Below are 15298 nucleotides of genomic sequence, written 5' to 3'. Positions count from 1 at the left end.
TCGGAACCGTCATTTCTTCTCGGTGAGGAAGGCGCCCTTCGGCCCCTCCGCGTTCTTCTGGCGCCGCGTGTGGCCGTCGAGGCCGCCATCGACCGCCCATTCGGCGAACACCGTCGGCCCCGGCTCGAACTCGCGCGGCTGCCAGTCGGCCGTGAGCTGGTCCTCGTCGGCGTAGTACTCGATCAGGCCGCCGGCCGGGTTTTTGAAATACCAGAAGTAGGCCGAGGAGACCGGGTGCCGGCCCGGGCCGAGCTGCGTGTCCCAGCCCTGGCGCGAGAAGTGCAACCCGCCGCCGAACACCTCGTGGATGTCGCGCACGGTGAAGGCCACGTGGTTGAGCCCGCGCTTGCCCGAGGGGATCTGCAGCAGGAACAGGTCGTGGTGGCCGCCCTCGGGCGCGCAGCGCATGAAGGCGCCGCGGTTCGGATAGCTGTCGGAGCCGACGAAGCCGAAGCGTTCGGCATAGAAGGCGCTCGTGGCCTTCACGTCGCCGACGAAGAACACCACGTGGCCAACCTCGATCGGCGTGGCGCGCTCGTAGATCGGCGCGGGCCGGTTGAGGCGCGGCTTGGCGTTCCAGGTGTTCATCACGCCGCAGTCGACCTCGACGGCATGCTTGCGGCTGACCTGCAGCCGCACGGCCAGGCCGTTGGGATCGATGCAGCCGATGCGGCGCGCGCCGTCGATGCTGGCGTCGAAGAAAGCCGGATCGTTCGCGATCGCGGCGGCGTAGCGCTCGAGATCGGCCTCGCTCTCCACGCCCCACACCACCTCGCGCAGGGTCGGGCCCTCCTCCATCGCGGGCGGCAGGCTCGCGTCGCTCGACGCCGCAACGACGACCCGGCAGCCGTTGAGGCACTCGAAGACGAGTTCGCCGGGCGCCTCGGACTTCAGCGCGAGGCCCCAGTCCTCGAAGAAGCGGCGGCAGGTGGGCAGGTCGTCCGCCCCGTAGGTGATCTGGTCGATGCCTAGAACGCTCATGGTGTGGCCCTGTTCAGTTCGCCCACGCGAGCGGTTGTTCGTTGGTGCCCCAGTACATGCTCTTCTGCTCCATGTACTGGAAGATGCCTTCGCGGCCCTTCTCGCGGCCCAGGCCGCTGTCGCGCCAGCCACCGAAGGGCGTGGAGACCGAGAACTGCTTGTAGGTGTTGACCCAGACCGTGCCGGCCTGCACCGCGCGGCCGAGCTTCCAGGCGCGCTTGAAGTCGCGGCTCCACACGCCCGCGGCCAGCGCGTAGACGCTGTCGTTGGCCTGCGCGACCAGCGAGGCCTCGTCGTCGAAGGGCATCGCGACCAGCACCGGGCCGAAGATCTCCTCCTGGCTGGTGCGCGCGCCGTTGTCCAGGCCTTCGATGATGGTCGGCCGGTAGAAGTAGCCGCTGTCGTAGCCGGCGCCCTGCGGACGCACGCCACCGGTGCGGATGCGGCCGCCCTCGGACACGCCGAGCTCGACGTAGCGCTCGATGCCCTCGCGGTGCTTCGCCGTGATCAGCGGGCCCATCTGTGTGCGCTCCGAAGCCGGGTCGCCCACGCGCAGTGCGTTCGCGCCTTCGGCCAGCCGCGTGAGGAACTCGTCGTAGATGCCGCGCGCCACGAACAGCCGCGAGCCCGCGATGCACGATTCGCCCGACGAGCTGAAGATGCCGTAGAGCACGCCGTTGACGGCATGGTCGAGGTCCGCGTCCTCGAGCACCATGGTCGGCGACTTGCCGCCGAGCTCGAGCGACACCGGCATCATCTTGTCGGCCGCGATGTGGGCGATGTGCCGGCCGGTGGTGGTGCCGCCGGTGAAGGACACGCGCTTGACCAGCGGATGCTTCGTGATCGCATCGCCGATCACCGAGCCCCGGCCCGGCAGCACGCTGACGATGCCCCTGGGCACGCCGGCCTGTTCGCAGATGCGCGCCAGCTCGAGCGCCATCAGCGGCGTGACCTCGGCGGGCTTCACCACCACCGCATTGCCGGCCGCCAGCGCGGGCGCGAGCTTCTGCGCCTCGCTCGCGATCGGCGAGTTCCACGGCGTGATCGCCGCGACCACGCCCATGGGCTCGTGCACGCTCATCGTGACGAAGGCGCCGCGCGACGGGGTGATGCTTTCCTCGAGCGTCTCGAGCGCGGCCGCGAAGAACTGGAAGGTGCCCGCGGCACTGGCCACGAGGTTGCGCGTCTCGTTGATCGGCTTGCCGTTGTCGAGGCGCTGCTTCTGCGCCAGCGACTCGGCCTCGTCGCGGATCAGCTGCGCCACGCGGTGCAGCACGGTGGCGCGCTCGTGCGGCAGGCGCTGGGCCCAGCCGCTGTTGCGGAAGGCACGGTCGGCGCCCGCGATGGCCTCCTCGACATCGGCCAGGCTCGCGGCGCGCAGGCGCGCGATCGGTTCGCCCGTGGCCGGGTACAGGCTCTCGTAAATGTCGCCGCCGCCCAGGCGCCATTCGCCGGCGATGCAGATCGGAAGAAGTTCGGAAGAAATCATGGGATGGCTCAGATGGCGAGCGCCGCGACGCGGTTGCGCAGCGCGCGCACGGCGCTGTAGACGGTCAGCGCGGAGGTCTTGGGATTGGCCGCGAGCGGCTTGTTGCGCATGGTCAGCTCGAAGCTGCCGAAGGCGCCCTCGGCTTCGACGGTGTGCACGTTCTCGGCGGTGGCCGGGTCGGCGATCAGCCGCACCTGCGTGCGGTCGAGCCCCAGCCCCGCGAGCGAGACGGTGGCCGCCACGTTGGCGTTCTTCGGATAGAGCAAGGCCGCCTCGCGCGCGCTGCCCTCGAAGATGACGGTGGCCTGCGCCAGCGCATCGAGGTCGAGCCCCTGCTCGGCCGGCGTGCCCTTCCAGGCCTTCGGCGGCTTGCGGCCGGTGTAGCGCACGCTGGCCAGGCCGCCGATGCGGGCCGCGGCCAGCGCATCGATCGCGCCGATGGCGCCCGGAATCAGCTGCACCTGGGTGCGGCCCGCGACCGCCGCGGCCTCGAGCCGTTCGGCGAAGCCCGCCGCCGACAGCGCGCCCACCGAGGCGACCACGCAGGGCGTGCCGCGTTCCAGCGCCGGCAGCACGTGCTGCTCGATGGCCGCATGGCCCGCGGTCTCGACCACGAGGTCGATGCCTTCGGCCGGCACCGCGGCGAGCACCTGCGCGCCGGGCGCGGCGCGGCGCGCGGCTTCGGTGCCGTCGGCGGGCACGACGATCGTCGTCACCTTCAGGGCCGGGTCGTCGCGCAGCAGTTCGAGCACCGCGGTGCCGATGGCGCCGCAGCCGACCAGGGCGATGCGCGTGGGGGCGGTCATGGATCGGGTCTCGCTCGCTGTCACTTTGCCGTGCCGAGCGCGGGAATCTGCGTGACCGTGTTGGTCGGCGGGCCCGCGAAGCTGGTCTTGAAACCGCCGATCGACAGCATGTCGATCTCGAGCAGGAAGGGGCCGTCGGTGGACAGCGCCTCGTCGAGCCGCGCCGGCAGCTCGGCCAGGTCCTTCACGCGCGCATGCGGCAGCGCGATCGACCGGCACAGCAGTTCGTAGTCGGGCGTGTGCAGCTCGGCATAGCACTGGCGGCCGCCGTACTGCGCGTCCTGGATGTTCTTGATCACGCCGTAGCTCTGGTCGTTCATCAGCACGATGGCCATCGGCGCCTTCTCCTGCACCATGCAGGCCAGCTCGCCGAGGTTGAGGATGAAGCCGCCGTCGCCGGCCAGGCAGAAGGTCTTGCGGCCCGAACCGGTGACCGCGGCACCGATGGCCGCGCCGATCGCCATCGGCATGCCCTGCCCGATGCCGCCGCCCGTGGCATGCACGCCGGCGCTCGGCTCGAAGATGCGCAGCTCGCGGTTGCCCCAGGTGCTGTTGGAGACGGTCACGTCGCGCACCCAGTTGAACTGGCGGCCGGCCGCCGACTGCAGGCGACGCACGAGTTCGGCATAGGGGCCGAGGCCGTCGCGCAGCGTGGCCACCGCCTGCTCGTGCGCGGCGCGCAGGTCGACCAGCAGTTGCGGGTCGGCGCGATAGCCCGCCGCCTCGAGGCGATCGGCCAGGCCCTCGAGCGCGAGCGCCGAGTCGCCGCAGACGAAGGCCTCGGAGGCATAGCAGCGGCCCTCGGCGGCCGCGTCGGCATCGATGCGGTAGAGCGGGCGCGGCAGCTTGAGTTCGTACTTGAGCGTCTCGTTGCCGCGCAGCCGCGAGCCGACGACCAGCAGCGCATCGCAGCTCTGGTAGAAGGCCTCGACCGGCTTCTGGATGTTGTAGGCGCCGAGCGAGCCGGCATCGTCCTCGGGCACGGTGCCGCGGCCCTGCGTGGTCGTGACCACGCCGAAGCCCAGCTTCTGCAGCCGCTGGATCGCGGCGCGGGCATGGCGCGCGCCGCCGCCGATCCACAGCAGCGGACGCTTCGCGGCGGCGAGCCGCGCGGCCAGCGCATCGAGCCCGGCAGCCGAGGGCACGGGCCGCTCGATGGGCAGCGGCGACAGGTCGGCCGGCATGGTGGTCAGCGCCGACTGGATGTCGATCGGGATCTCCACGCTGACCGGGCCGGTGGGCGCGGTCAGCGCGAGCTGCACCGCGCGCTTGAGCGTGCCGAGCACGGTCTCGACGCTGCGCACGCGCAGCGCCGCCTTCGACACCGCCTTGAGCATGGTGAGCTGGTCGGGCGCCTCGTGGATGTACGACATGCCCTTGTCGAGGTAGGGCGTCTCGATCTGGCCGGTGATGTGCAGCAGCGGCGCGCCGGCGGTCAGCGCCTCGACCAGGCTGCCCGCGATGTTGCCCGCGGCCGGGCCGGTGCTGGTGATGCACACGCCCAGGCTCGCGGTGGAGCGTGCATAGGCGTCGGCCATGTTGCCCGCGCCGGCCTCGCCGCGCGCCGAGACGAAGCGGATCGTGCCGCGCTGCGCGAAGGCATCGAGGATCGGCATGTTGTGGATCGAGATCACGCCGAAGGCGGCCTTGACGCCGCACTGCTCGAGGAAGGCGGCGACGACCGCGCCCACGGTCACGGGGCTGTTGTTGTTCTGGGGGTTATGCATGGCGCGAGTGGCCTCCGGAGATGTCGATATGGCTGCCCGTCGTGTAGGAAGCGAGGGGGGAAGCAAGGAACAGGATCGCGCGCGCGGCTTCGGTCGGAAGCCCCAGGCGACCCAGCGGGATGTGTTTGGTCTTCGCGAGCTGGCCGCTCCAGGCGGCCCAGTCCAGCGACTTGTCTTCGCGCGCCTCGAAGCGGCGGCGCCACTGGCCCGACTCGACCAGGCCGATCAGGATGCCGTTGACGCGCACGCCCTGCGGCGCGAACTCGGTCGCCATCGAGCGCACCAGGTTCAAGAGGCCCGCGCGCGCGGCCGAGGTCGCGACCATGTGCGGCTCGGGCTGGCGCGCCAGCAGCGAGTTGGCGCAGACGATGGCGGCATCGCCGAGCACGGCGCGCTGCGCCGCGAGCTGCGGCAGGAAGGCGCGCGTGGGATGGATCACGGAGAAGAACTTCAGGTGCAGCTCCTGCGTCCACGCCTCGTCGTCGGTGTCGGCGAAGGTCGAGACCCGGCCCTGCCCCGCGTTGTTGACCAGCATCGAGGCCGGGCCGAGCGCGGCCTCGCTGGCGGCCGCGAAGGCGCGCACCGCGGCGGCATCGAGCACGTCGCAGGGCTGCGCGAACAGCCGCGCCTCGGGAAAGCGCGCGCGCAGGCCGGCCACGGCGCCATCGAGCCGCTCGGCATCGCGGCCGCACAGCGCGACCGCGGCACCGCAGGCAAGCAGCAGCTCGACCGTGGCCAGGCCGATGCCCGACGAACCGCCCGTGACCACGGCCACGCGGCCGGCCAGTGCATCGGCGGCGAAGAAGGAAGAAGAGGAAGCAGCCATGGGTCTCAGGCGCTGCGCAGCGGCACCACCTTGGCGGCGCGCGCGGGTGAATAGTTGAGCAGGCCCGAGATCTCGTCGGCCGTGCCGCGCACGCGCTGCACCATCTCGTCCATGCGGCTCTCGTCGATGTGGCCCGAGGTGATGGTGGCGCCCAGCGCCGCCACGATGTGGCCGCCGTGGTCGCGCACCGGCGCGGCGATGGTCGAGATGTTCGACTCGAAGAAGCCCTCGCCGAGCACATAGCCGCGCTGGCGGTCGGCCTGCACCATGTCGAACAGCTCGTTGACGGTCTTCGGCGTGCTCGGCGAGAAGGTCTCGAGCTTGTCCTCGGGATAGAGGGCGCGCAGTTGCGGCAGGGTCAGGTCCTCCAGCAGGATGCGGCCCAGCACCGTGGCATGGGCCGGCAGCCGCGTGCCCACCGTGACCGAGCTCGCGAAGGGCGTGGGCGGCGCGACCTTGGCGACGTAGACGATCGAGCGGCCGTCGCGCACCACCAGGTTGCAGGGCGTGCGCAGCTCCTCGCAGAGGCGGTTGAGCAGCGGCGTGCCGAGCTGCGTGAGCTCGAGCGAGGCCAGGTATTCGAAGCCCAGGCGCAGCACGGCCAGGCCCAGGCGGTAGTCGCGCCCGCCTTCGGCGCGCTCGAGGAAGCCCATGTTCTCGAGCGTGGTGAGCAGGCGGAACACGGTCGAGCGCGGCAGGTCGAAGCGGCGCGCCAGCTCGGGCGCCGAGAGCGTGCGGCTCTCGCGGCTGAACTCGCACAGCACGCGCAGTCCGCGCTCGAGCGCGGGCACGTTGTAGCGGTCCGCGCCCTCTTCCATCGCGTCGTTGTCGTTGGTGGCCATGTCTCTGGATTCCTTCCTTGGGTATCGGGGTGGTGGGCGCTCAATGCGCGAGCGATTCGCGCAGCAGCGCGGCGACGGCCCGCGGTTGCTCCACGTAGCCGGCGTGGCCTGCATCGTCCACCAATTCGAGCGCCACGCCGCAGCGCCGCGCCACTTCCTCGCAGGCCGCGGGCGGCGTGACGGCATCGAGCGCGCCGCAGGCCACGCGCACCGGCATCGGCGGCGGCAGCTCGGCCAGCAGGTCGGCGTTGCACAGCAGCTCGACGGCCTGGCGGTAGCCGCGGTCGTTGAGGCGTGCCATGTTCCAGCGCACCCATTGGCGCGCGGGCTCGCTGGCGTTGTCGGACACCAGCCGGCCCGCGCGCCGCGCGGCCATGCCGGCGATGCCGAGCTGCTCGAGCGTGGCGAGCCGTTCGGCGCGGACCTTGGCGCGCGCCTGCGCGCGCTGCGCGGCGCCGTAGCCGATCGCGGGGCTGACCAGCAGCAGCCGGCGGATGCGCGCATCGCGGCGCGCGGCCGCGGCGGCAACGATCGCGCCGAGCGAATGGCCGAGCAGCACGCAGGACTCGATGCGCAACGCATCGAGCAAGGCGCCCAGGCGCGCCGCGTAGTCGGCGGCCGCCGGTGCATCGGCCTCGAGCGGCGTCGATGCGCCGTAGCCCGGGGCGTCCCAGGCGATCAGGCGCGCCTCGGGTGCGAGCAGCTCGGCGACCTCGAGCCACGAGGCCGCGCCCGAGCCGATGCCATGCAGGCACACGATCGCCGGGCCCTGCCCGCGTTCGCGCACCGACACCACGGCGCCGCCCGCGACCGCGACCCCGCGGGCCGCGAAGCGCGCATCGAGCCGCGCCAGCTCGGCGGCGGGCGGCATCGAGGCCTGGATGTCGGTGGTCTGCATGGCCGCCGTGCTCAACGCTTGATTTTGGCCAGCGGGTGGTCGGCCGGATAGGTCGGCGTCACCGGCTTCTTGGCGCCGAGCATCACGCACATCAGGGCGTCCTCGTCGCCGATGTTGATCTCCTCGCGGTAGACGCCGGGCGGCACCGAGATCAGGTCGCGGTCGGTCATGATGGTCTCGAAGCGCTCGCCGTCCTTCTCGATCACCACCTTGAGCTTGCCGCGGATCAGGAAGAACACTTCCTCCACGTCGGTGTGCAGGTGCGGCGGGCCTTCGTGGCCGGCCGGGATCACCATGGTCGAGAAGGTGAAGTGCTCGGCCGGCACGGTGTTGACGTCCTTGGCGACGCCGGTGCCGCCCGTGCCCACGTAGCGCATCTGGGCGCGGCGGAACTTGGGATCGAAATCGGCCTGGAACTTCAGCGCGTCCCAGTCGTACTTGCGGGTCGAATAGCGCGCGATGCGGCTGTCCATCCACTCGGCGAGGCTGCTGCCCGCGGGTTGCGCCAGGCTGTTGCCGCCGGCATCGTTGATCTTTTGCTGTTCGGACAGATCGCTCATGGTGTGGGACTCCTGGGTCGAAGAGGAAGGGATTCAGTGCATCGCGAAGCCGCCGTTCACGGCCAGCAACTGGCCGGTCACGAAGCGCGCGAGGCCGGAGAGCAGGAACAAGGTGGCGCCGCAGACGTCGGCCGCCTGCTGTTCGCGCGGGATGGCGCGGCCCTCGAGGTATTTCTGGTGGCGCGCCATCGGCACGTACTCGGTGGCCTCGACCAGCGTGAGGCCGGGCGCCACGGCGTTGACGGTGATGCCGTCGCCGCCCCATTCGCGCGCCAGCGAGCGCGTCATGGAGATCACCGCGCCCTTGCTCGAGGCATAGGCCAGCAGGTTGGGCGCGCCCCACAGCGCGGTGTCGGAGGCGAGGTTGACGACGGCGCCGCGGCCGCTGTCGGCCAGCGCCGCGCGGCAGGCGCGGCCCATGAGCCAGCTGCCGCGCACGTTGACGGCCATCACGCGGTCCCACATGTCGATCTCGAGCTGGTGCGCGTCGCGGCCGCCCGAGTTGGTGATGGCGGCGTTGTTGACCAGGCCGTCGAGCCCGCCGAGCAGCCGGATCGCCTCGGCGGCGCCGGCCTCGATCGAGGCGGGGTCCGCGAGGTCGATGGCCAGCGCATGCGCCTGGCGGCCGGCGTCGCGCAGCGCCTTCGCTTCGCTTTCGGCCTGCTCGCCGAGGATGTCGGCCAGCACCACGCCGGCACCGGCCGCGGCGATGCATTGCGCGAACGCGAGGCCGAGGCCGCGCGCGCCGCCGGTGACGAGCACGCGGCGGCCGGCCAGCAGGTTGGCCGGCAGTTCGGCCAGCAGCGCCTGCAGGCTGGCGGGATCGGCGGTGGTCTTGAGTTCGGTCATGGCGGGTTCAGTCGGCCTGGATGCCGAGCTCCTTGATGACCTTGCCGAAGCGCGCGTAGTCGGCGGCATTGGTCTTGCCGAGCACCTCGGCCTCGCCGCCCACGGGCGTGGTGCCGAGCACGGCCATGCGCGAGACGATCTCGGGCATCTTCAGGATCTCGTTGAAGTGGCCGTTGAGCGTCTTCACGATCTCGGGCGGCAGGTTGCGCGGGCCCCAGAGGCCGTTCCAGGCCGTCACCTCGACGTCCTTGTAGCCCTGCTCGGCCAGCGTGGGCACATGGGGCGCGAGCGGCGTGCGCTGGGCCGAGGCCACGGCCAGCGCGCGCAGCTTGCCGTTGGCGAAGTACGGCGCCACCGGGCCCAGCGTGATGAAGGTGACGGGCACGTGGCCGCCGAGCACATCGTTGACCGCCGGCGCCACGCCCTTGTAGGGCACGTGCGCGAGGCTGGCGCCCGAGGCGCGCGCGAACATCTCGCCGAGGATGTGCATCGGCGAGCCGCTGCCCGGGCTCGCATAGCCGAGCGGCTTGGCCGGCTTGGCCGCGGCCACCGCGTCCTTCAGGCTCGCGAAGCCGCTGCCGGCGCCGGCCACCAGGAACAGCGGCTGGCTACCGGTCTGCACGATCGGCGTGAAGCCCGCGAGCACGTCGTAGCCCGAGGTGCCGCCGGTCTTGAGCACCAGTTGCGCGATCGAGAAGGTGCTGGGCGCGAGCAGCAGCGTGTAGCCGTCGGGCGCGGCCTTCGACACGAAGGCGCTGCCGATGATGCCGCTGGCGCCGGGCCGGTTGTCGACCAGCACCGGCTGGCCGACGCGCGTGGCGAGCTTCTCGGCGAACAGCCGCGCGAGCGCGTCGGTGTCGCCGCCGGCCGGGTAGGCGACCACCAGCGTGATCGGCTTGGCCGGATAGGCGTCGGCCCAGGCGGACCCGGTGGCGCTGGCGGCGGCCGCGCAGACGGCGGCGGCAAGGGCGTGGCGGCGAGTGAGGGGCATGGATTCGTGGGTCCGGGTGGATCGCCGTTTGTTTTACTAATGAAACAACGATTTATTAATGGAACGCCACGAAGGATAACGATCAGGACAACTTCATATCTAGGTAGAAACCCTAGTCGGCTTTGCGCATGCAAAAACAGGGCGGCTCCTCTCGGAACCGCCCTGCCCTGGCGTCGAAGCAGCGCTGCTCAGCCGCCGTAGCGCGCGACCGTCAGCCCTTCCATGTCGATCGCGGGCACACGCCCGCCGACCAGGTCGGCCATCACGCGGCCGGTGCCGGCCGCCATGGTCCAGCCCAGCGTGCCGTGGCCCGTGCTCAGCAGCAGGTTCGGGATGCGGCAGGCGCCGATCACGGGCGTGCCGTCGGGCGTCATCGGGCGCAGGCCGGTCCAGAAGCTGGCCGTGCCCACGTCGCCGCCGCGCGGAAAGAGATCGGTCACCACGTGCTCGAGCGTGTCGCGCCGGCCGGCATCGAGGCGCAGGTCGAAGCCCGAGAGCTGGGCCGTGCCGCCGACGCGGATGCGCTCGCCGAGCCGGGTGACGGCGACCTTGAAGGTCTCGTCCATCACGGTGGATTCGGGCGCCCCCGCCGGATCGGCGATCGGCACCGTGATCGAGAAGCCCTTGACCGGGTACACCGGCAGGTCGATGCCCAGCGGCCTGGCGAGCGCGGGCGAGTAGCTGCCGAGCGCGAGCACGTAGCGGTCGGCGACGAAGCGCCCGGCATCGGTACGCACCGCGGTCACGCCGCCGCCGTCGTGCTCGATGGCCTCGATGTTCACGCCGAAGCGGAAGCTGGCGCCATGGCCCTCGGCCAGCACCGCGAGCGCCTGCGTGAACTTGAAGCAGTCGCCGGTCTCGTCGCCCGACAGCCGCAGGCCGCCGACGAACTTCTCGCGCACTGCGGCCAGCGCGGGCTCGTATTGCACGCAGCCCTCGCGGTCGAGCAGCTGGTAGGGCACGCCCGAGGCCTTCAGCACCTCGACATCCTTGGCGCTGCCGTCGAGCTGCTGCTGGCTGCGAAACAGCTGCAGCGTGCCCTGCATGCGCTCGTCGTAGGCGATGCCGGTGTCGGCGCGCAGCGCCTTCAGGCAGTCGCGGCTGTATTCGGCCAGCCGCACCATGCGCGCCTTGTTGACCTCGTAGCGCGCCTGCGTGCAGTTGCGCAGCATCGCGAGCCCCCAGCGCCACATGGCCGGGTCGAGCATCGGCTTGATGACCAGCGGGCTGTGCTGCATCAGCATCCACTTGACGGCCTTCCGCGGCACGCCGGGCCCGGCCCAGGGCGCCGAATAGCCGGGCGAGACCTCGCCCGCGTTGGCGAAGCTGGTTTCGAGCGCGGGCGCCGGCTGGCGCTCGAGCACCGTCACCTCGTGGCCGTCGCGCGCCAGGTAATACGCCACCGAGGTGCCGATGACACCGCTGCCCAGGACCAGGATCCGCATCGAAGACCTCCCGCTGCCGAAGCCGGCATGCCGCGAGGGTACAGCGGCCGACTTACAGCTTCAAAGCGTCTTGCAACTGCCGTGCCGAGAAGCGCTGCCGCGCCGCGGGCCAGGCCTCGAGCAACTCGACCATGCGCGCGTTGCGCGGCGCCTCCAGGCCGCAGGCCTCGGCCAGCCGCACGATCTCGCCGCTGAGCGCGTCGATCTCGGTGCGCCGGCCGAGCGCGAGGTCGTCGGCCATGCTCGAGCGCGCCTTGGCGTCGATGCGCAGCATGCGCGCGGCGACGATGCGGAACAGCCAGTCGGGCAGCCGCAGCAGGCCCGGCAGCCGGCGCGGCGGCACGGCCGTGACCTGGGCCGGCGAGATGCCGGCCTGGCGCAGCACGCGCAGGCCCTCGTCCATCAGCGCCGCGAAGCAGCGCCGGTAGCCGCGCTGCATCAGCTGCTCGCGCAGCGGCAGGCCCGACAGCGCATTGACCGGGTTGTTGAGGTTGATCAGCAGCTTGCCCCACTGGATCGGCCGCAGGTCGGCATGCAGGTCGAGCGGCACGCCGGCGCGCTCGAACACCGGCAGCCAGGGCCGCAGCGCCTCGTCGTCGCGCGCCGCGAGCCGGCCCGGCGTGCCGCGGTGGAAGGCACCGGGGCCGAGCTCGGCGACGTTGTAGGGCACCATCGCCGGCACCACGTTGAGCGTGGGACCGGCCTCGGACGCGACCGCGGCATTCGAGACCCCGTTCTGCAGCGAAACCACCAGCGTGCCCGCGGGCAGCGAGAAGGCCAGCTCGGCCGCGGCCTCGGCGGTGGCACCGCTCTTCACGGCAAGCAGCACCAGCGCGGGCTTGATGCCGCCGGGGACCCGGTCGACCAGGTGCAGGCCTTCGGCCGGCAATTGGTGGCTGCGGCCTTCGAGATCGGTCAGGGCCAGGCCCCGCGCGGCCAGCGCCTGCAGGACGCGCGGGCGACCGACGAAGGTGACCGGCACGCCGGCCGCCGCGAGGCTGCCGCCGACGAAGCAGCCGATGGTGCCCGCGCCCATCACGAGGACTTCGCCGGGCACCGTGTCGGTCATCGCGACGGTTTCCGCGGGATCAGAGGCGTTCGCTCACCCAGGCCTGCACCGACTGCAGCGCCGCGGGCAGCGCGGCGGCATCGGTGCCGCCGGCCATCGCCAGGTCGGGCTTGCCGCCGCCCTTGCCGCCCACCTGCTGGGCCACGAAGTTGACGAGCTCGCCGGCCTTGACCTTGCCCATCGCGTCGGCCGTGACGCCGGCCGCGAGCTGCACCTTGGCGCCGTCGACCGCGGCCAGCACGATGGCGGCGCTCTTGAGCTTGTCCTTGAGCTTGTCCATGGTGTCGCGCAGCGTCTTGGCATCGGCGCCGTCGAGCTTGGCGGCCAGCACCTTCACGCCCTTGACCTCGATGGCCTGCGCCAGCAGCTCGTCGCCCTTGGAGGAAGCAAGCTTGCCCTTGAGCGAGCCGACTTCGCGCTCGAGCGCCTTGACCTGGTCGAGCACCTGGGCCAGCCGGCCCTGCAGCTCGGCGGCCGGCGCCTTGAGCGTGGCGGCCGCGCTGTGCACGGTGGATTCGAGGTCCTGCAGATAGGCCAGCGCATTGGCGCCGGTGATGGCCTCGACGCGGCGCACGCCGGCGGCCACGCCGCCTTCGCTCACGATCTTGAACAGGCCGATGTCGCCGGTGCGCGCCACGTGCGTGCCGCCGCAGAGTTCGCGGCTCGAGCCGATGTCGAGCACGCGCACGGTCTCGCCGTACTTCTCGCCGAACAGCATCATCGCGCCGGTCTTCTGGGCCGATTCCATGTCCATCACGCGCGCCTGCGTGGCGGCGTTGGCGAGGATCTCGGCATTCACGCGCTGCTCGATCTCGAGGATCTGCTCGCGCGTGACCGGTGCGTTGTGCGCGAAGTCGAAGCGCGTCTTGTCGGCATCGACCAGCGAGCCCTTCTGCTGCACGTGGCCGCCGAGCACCTCGCGCAGCGCCTTGTGCATCAGGTGGGTGACCGAGTGGTTGCGCATGGTGGCGGCGCGGCGCGCGCCGTCGACCGCGGCCTTGACGCTGTCGCCGACCTTGAGCGTGCCCTGGGTCTGCGTGCCGTGGTGGCCGTAGACGTCGGCCTTGATCTTGAGCGTGTCCTCGACGCCGAACTGCACGCCCTCGGCCGAGATGAAGCCCTGGTCGCCGACCTGGCCGCCGCTCTCGGCGTAGAACGGGGTGGTGTCGAGCACCACGATGCCGCTCTGGCCTTCCTTGAGTTCCTGCACGGCCGAGCCTTCGAGGTACAGCGCCAGCACCTTGGCCGCTTCCTCGAGGTGTTCGTAGCCGGTGAAGACGTTGCCCGCGCCGCTGTACTCGACCGCGCGCTCCATCTTGAACTTGCCGCCCGCGCGGCCGGCTTCCTTCTGGCGCCGCATCGCTTCGTTGAAGCCGGCCTCGTCGACCTGCACGTCGCGCTCGCGGCAGACGTCCTGCGTCAGGTCGAGCGGGAAGCCGTAGGTGTCGTGCAGCTTGAAGGCCACGTCGCCCGGCAGGGTCTTCACGCCGCCGGCCAGCGCCGTGTCGAGGATTTCCATGCCGATCGCCAGCGTCTCGAAGAAGCGCTCTTCCTCGGCCTTGAGCGTGTCGGTGATCTGCTTCTCGTCGGCCACCAGCTTCGGATAGGCCTCGCCCATCAGCCTCGCCAGGTCGGGCACCAGCTTGTGGAAGAAGGGCTTCTTCTGCCCCAGCTTGTAGCCATGGCGGATCGCGCGGCGGATGATGCGCCGCTGCACATAGCCACGCCCTTCGTTCGAGGGGATCACGCCGTCGGCCACCAGGAAGGCGGTGGCGCGGATGTGGTCGGCGATCACCTTGAGCGAGTTGTTCGCGAGGTCCTTCTCGCCGGTCTCGCGCGCGGCGGCCTTGATCAGCGCATCGAAGATGTCGATCTCGTAGTTGCTGTGCACGTGCTGCAGGATCGCCGCCAGGCGTTCCAGGCCCATGCCGGTGTCGACGCAGGGCGCGGGCAGCTTGACGACGCTGCCGTCGTCCTGCATGTCGAACTGCATGAACACGTGGTTCCAGATCTCGATGAAGCGGTCGCCGTCTTCCTCCGGGCTGCCCGGGGGACCGCCGGGGATGTGCGGGCCGTGGTCGTAGAAGATCTCGGAGCACGGGCCGCAGGGGCCGGTGTCGGCCATCATCCAGAAGTTGTCGGACTTGTACTTGCCGCCCTTGTTGTCGCCGATGCGGATCACGCGCTCGGGCGGCAGGCCGATCTCCTTGGTCCAGATGTCGAAGGCCTCGTCGTCCTCGTGGTAGACCGTGGCCAGCAGGCGCTCGGGCGGCAGCTTGAAGACCTGGGTGAGCAGCTCCCAGCCCCAGTGCAGCGATTCGCGCTTGAAGTAGTCGCCGAAGCTCCAGTTGCCCAGCATCTCGAAGAAGGTGTGGTGGCGCGCGGTGTAGCCCACGTTCTCGAGGTCGTTGTGCTTGCCGCCGGCGCGCAGGCAGGCCTGGACCGAGGCGGCGCGCACGTAGGGGCGCTTGTCTTCGCCGAGGAACACGTCCTTGAACTGCACCATGCCCGAGTTGGTGAACATCAGCGTCGGGTCGTTGCCCGGCACCAGCGGGCTCGAGGCCACCACCGTGTGGCCCTTGGAGGCGAAGAAATCGAGAAAGGTCTTGCGGATGTCCGCGACAGTGAATGTGGGCTGGCTCATCTTTGGATTCGTCTTCTGTCGAGGGCGGCGCGGCGATGGCGACCCTCATGTCGAACCCACTGCGGCGAACCGGCCTAACTGCTTGATTTGCTTGAACAATCGATTATAGGTTTGGCGCCCGCCGGGCGGCCCGGCCGGATGCAATCCCCCGCTGCACGCTCCCTGGCGCGG

Annotated in this window: 13 protein-coding genes; all 13 read right to left on the bottom strand. The window is 70.9% G+C overall.

The window, feature by feature from the left end:
* Positions 1 to 9: 9 nt before the first annotated feature.
* The 13 genes from KV106_RS05955 to alaS all read right to left on the bottom strand — a co-directional run bounded on the left by KV106_RS05955 (position 10) and on the right by alaS (position 15127).
* The gene (locus tag KV106_RS05955; protein WP_261207063.1) at positions 10 to 981 is read right to left on the bottom strand and encodes a VOC family protein; all 972 of its coding nucleotides are present in this window, start codon (positions 979 to 981) and stop codon (positions 10 to 12) included.
* 13 nt (positions 982 to 994) lie between these two features.
* A complete protein-coding gene (locus KV106_RS05950) occupies positions 995 to 2470 on the bottom strand; it encodes an aldehyde dehydrogenase (protein ID WP_261207061.1) in 1476 nt (491 codons plus the stop codon).
* 8 nt (positions 2471 to 2478) lie between these two features.
* The gene (locus KV106_RS05945; RefSeq protein WP_261207059.1) at positions 2479 to 3276 is read right to left on the bottom strand and encodes an aspartate dehydrogenase; all 798 of its coding nucleotides are present in this window, start codon (positions 3274 to 3276) and stop codon (positions 2479 to 2481) included.
* A 20-nt stretch (positions 3277 to 3296) separates the two neighbouring features.
* The gene (locus KV106_RS05940; protein WP_057595706.1) at positions 3297 to 5003 is read right to left on the bottom strand and encodes a thiamine pyrophosphate-binding protein; all 1707 of its coding nucleotides are present in this window, start codon (positions 5001 to 5003) and stop codon (positions 3297 to 3299) included.
* The gene (locus KV106_RS05935) at positions 4996 to 5829 is read right to left on the bottom strand and encodes an SDR family oxidoreductase (protein ID WP_261207056.1); all 834 of its coding nucleotides are present in this window, start codon (positions 5827 to 5829) and stop codon (positions 4996 to 4998) included. Before KV106_RS05935 ends, KV106_RS05940 begins: the two co-directional genes overlap by 8 nt.
* A gap of 5 nt (positions 5830 to 5834) precedes the next feature.
* A complete protein-coding gene (locus KV106_RS05930; protein WP_261207054.1) occupies positions 5835 to 6671 on the bottom strand; it encodes an IclR family transcriptional regulator in 837 nt (278 codons plus the stop codon).
* 40 nt (positions 6672 to 6711) lie between these two features.
* Positions 6712 to 7569 carry an alpha/beta fold hydrolase gene (locus KV106_RS05925; RefSeq protein WP_261207052.1) on the bottom strand — a complete coding sequence of 286 codons (858 nt, stop codon included), beginning with the start codon at positions 7567 to 7569 and terminating at the stop codon, positions 6712 to 6714.
* Positions 7570 to 7580: 11 nt separating this feature from the next.
* Complete coding sequence (locus KV106_RS05920; RefSeq protein WP_261207050.1) at positions 7581 to 8129, bottom strand: cupin domain-containing protein; 549 nt, start codon at positions 8127 to 8129, stop codon at positions 7581 to 7583.
* A gap of 33 nt (positions 8130 to 8162) precedes the next feature.
* Complete coding sequence (locus KV106_RS05915) at positions 8163 to 8978, bottom strand: SDR family oxidoreductase (RefSeq protein ID WP_261207047.1); 816 nt, start codon at positions 8976 to 8978, stop codon at positions 8163 to 8165.
* A gap of 7 nt (positions 8979 to 8985) precedes the next feature.
* Positions 8986 to 9969, bottom strand: coding sequence for a Bug family tripartite tricarboxylate transporter substrate binding protein (locus tag KV106_RS05910; RefSeq protein WP_261207045.1), 984 nt, complete (start codon positions 9967 to 9969; stop codon positions 8986 to 8988).
* Between the two features lie 188 nt (positions 9970 to 10157).
* A complete protein-coding gene (locus tag KV106_RS05905; protein WP_261207043.1) occupies positions 10158 to 11414 on the bottom strand; it encodes a D-amino acid dehydrogenase in 1257 nt (418 codons plus the stop codon).
* A gap of 52 nt (positions 11415 to 11466) precedes the next feature.
* Positions 11467 to 12483: a 2-dehydropantoate 2-reductase gene (locus KV106_RS05900; protein WP_261207041.1), complete on the bottom strand. Its 1017-nt coding sequence runs from the start codon at positions 12481 to 12483 to the stop codon at positions 11467 to 11469.
* A 19-nt stretch (positions 12484 to 12502) separates the two neighbouring features.
* Positions 12503 to 15127 carry an alanine--tRNA ligase gene (gene alaS, locus KV106_RS05895; RefSeq protein ID WP_057595714.1) on the bottom strand — a complete coding sequence of 875 codons (2625 nt, stop codon included), beginning with the start codon at positions 15125 to 15127 and terminating at the stop codon, positions 12503 to 12505.
* Positions 15128 to 15298: the final 171 nt, after the last annotated feature.

The organism is Variovorax endophyticus, from assembly GCF_025376855.1.
Taxonomy (GTDB): Bacteria; Pseudomonadota; Gammaproteobacteria; order Burkholderiales; family Burkholderiaceae_C; genus Variovorax.
The sequence above is the reverse complement of the archived record's forward strand: the minus strand, read 5'-3'. Positions and strand labels throughout refer to the sequence as shown.

Coding starts and splice junctions, on each gene's coding strand:
- KV106_RS05955 (WP_261207063.1), bottom strand. CDS start 981: ATGAGCGTTCTAGGCATCGACCAGATCACCTACGGGGCGGACGACCTG.
- KV106_RS05950 (WP_261207061.1), bottom strand. CDS start 2,470: ATGATTTCTTCCGAACTTCTTCCGATCTGCATCGCCGGCGAATGGCGC.
- KV106_RS05945 (WP_261207059.1), bottom strand. CDS start 3,276: ATGACCGCCCCCACGCGCATCGCCCTGGTCGGCTGCGGCGCCATCGGC.
- KV106_RS05940 (WP_057595706.1), bottom strand. CDS start 5,003: ATGCATAACCCCCAGAACAACAACAGCCCCGTGACCGTGGGCGCGGTC.
- KV106_RS05935 (WP_261207056.1), bottom strand. CDS start 5,829: ATGGCTGCTTCCTCTTCTTCCTTCTTCGCCGCCGATGCACTGGCCGGC.
- KV106_RS05930 (WP_261207054.1), bottom strand. CDS start 6,671: ATGGCCACCAACGACAACGACGCGATGGAAGAGGGCGCGGACCGCTAC.
- KV106_RS05925 (WP_261207052.1), bottom strand. CDS start 7,569: ATGCAGACCACCGACATCCAGGCCTCGATGCCGCCCGCCGCCGAGCTG.
- KV106_RS05920 (WP_261207050.1), bottom strand. CDS start 8,129: ATGAGCGATCTGTCCGAACAGCAAAAGATCAACGATGCCGGCGGCAAC.
- KV106_RS05915 (WP_261207047.1), bottom strand. CDS start 8,978: ATGACCGAACTCAAGACCACCGCCGATCCCGCCAGCCTGCAGGCGCTG.
- KV106_RS05910 (WP_261207045.1), bottom strand. CDS start 9,969: ATGCCCCTCACTCGCCGCCACGCCCTTGCCGCCGCCGTCTGCGCGGCC.
- KV106_RS05905 (WP_261207043.1), bottom strand. CDS start 11,414: ATGCGGATCCTGGTCCTGGGCAGCGGTGTCATCGGCACCTCGGTGGCG.
- KV106_RS05900 (WP_261207041.1), bottom strand. CDS start 12,483: ATGACCGACACGGTGCCCGGCGAAGTCCTCGTGATGGGCGCGGGCACC.
- alaS (WP_057595714.1), bottom strand. CDS start 15,127: ATGAGCCAGCCCACATTCACTGTCGCGGACATCCGCAAGACCTTTCTC.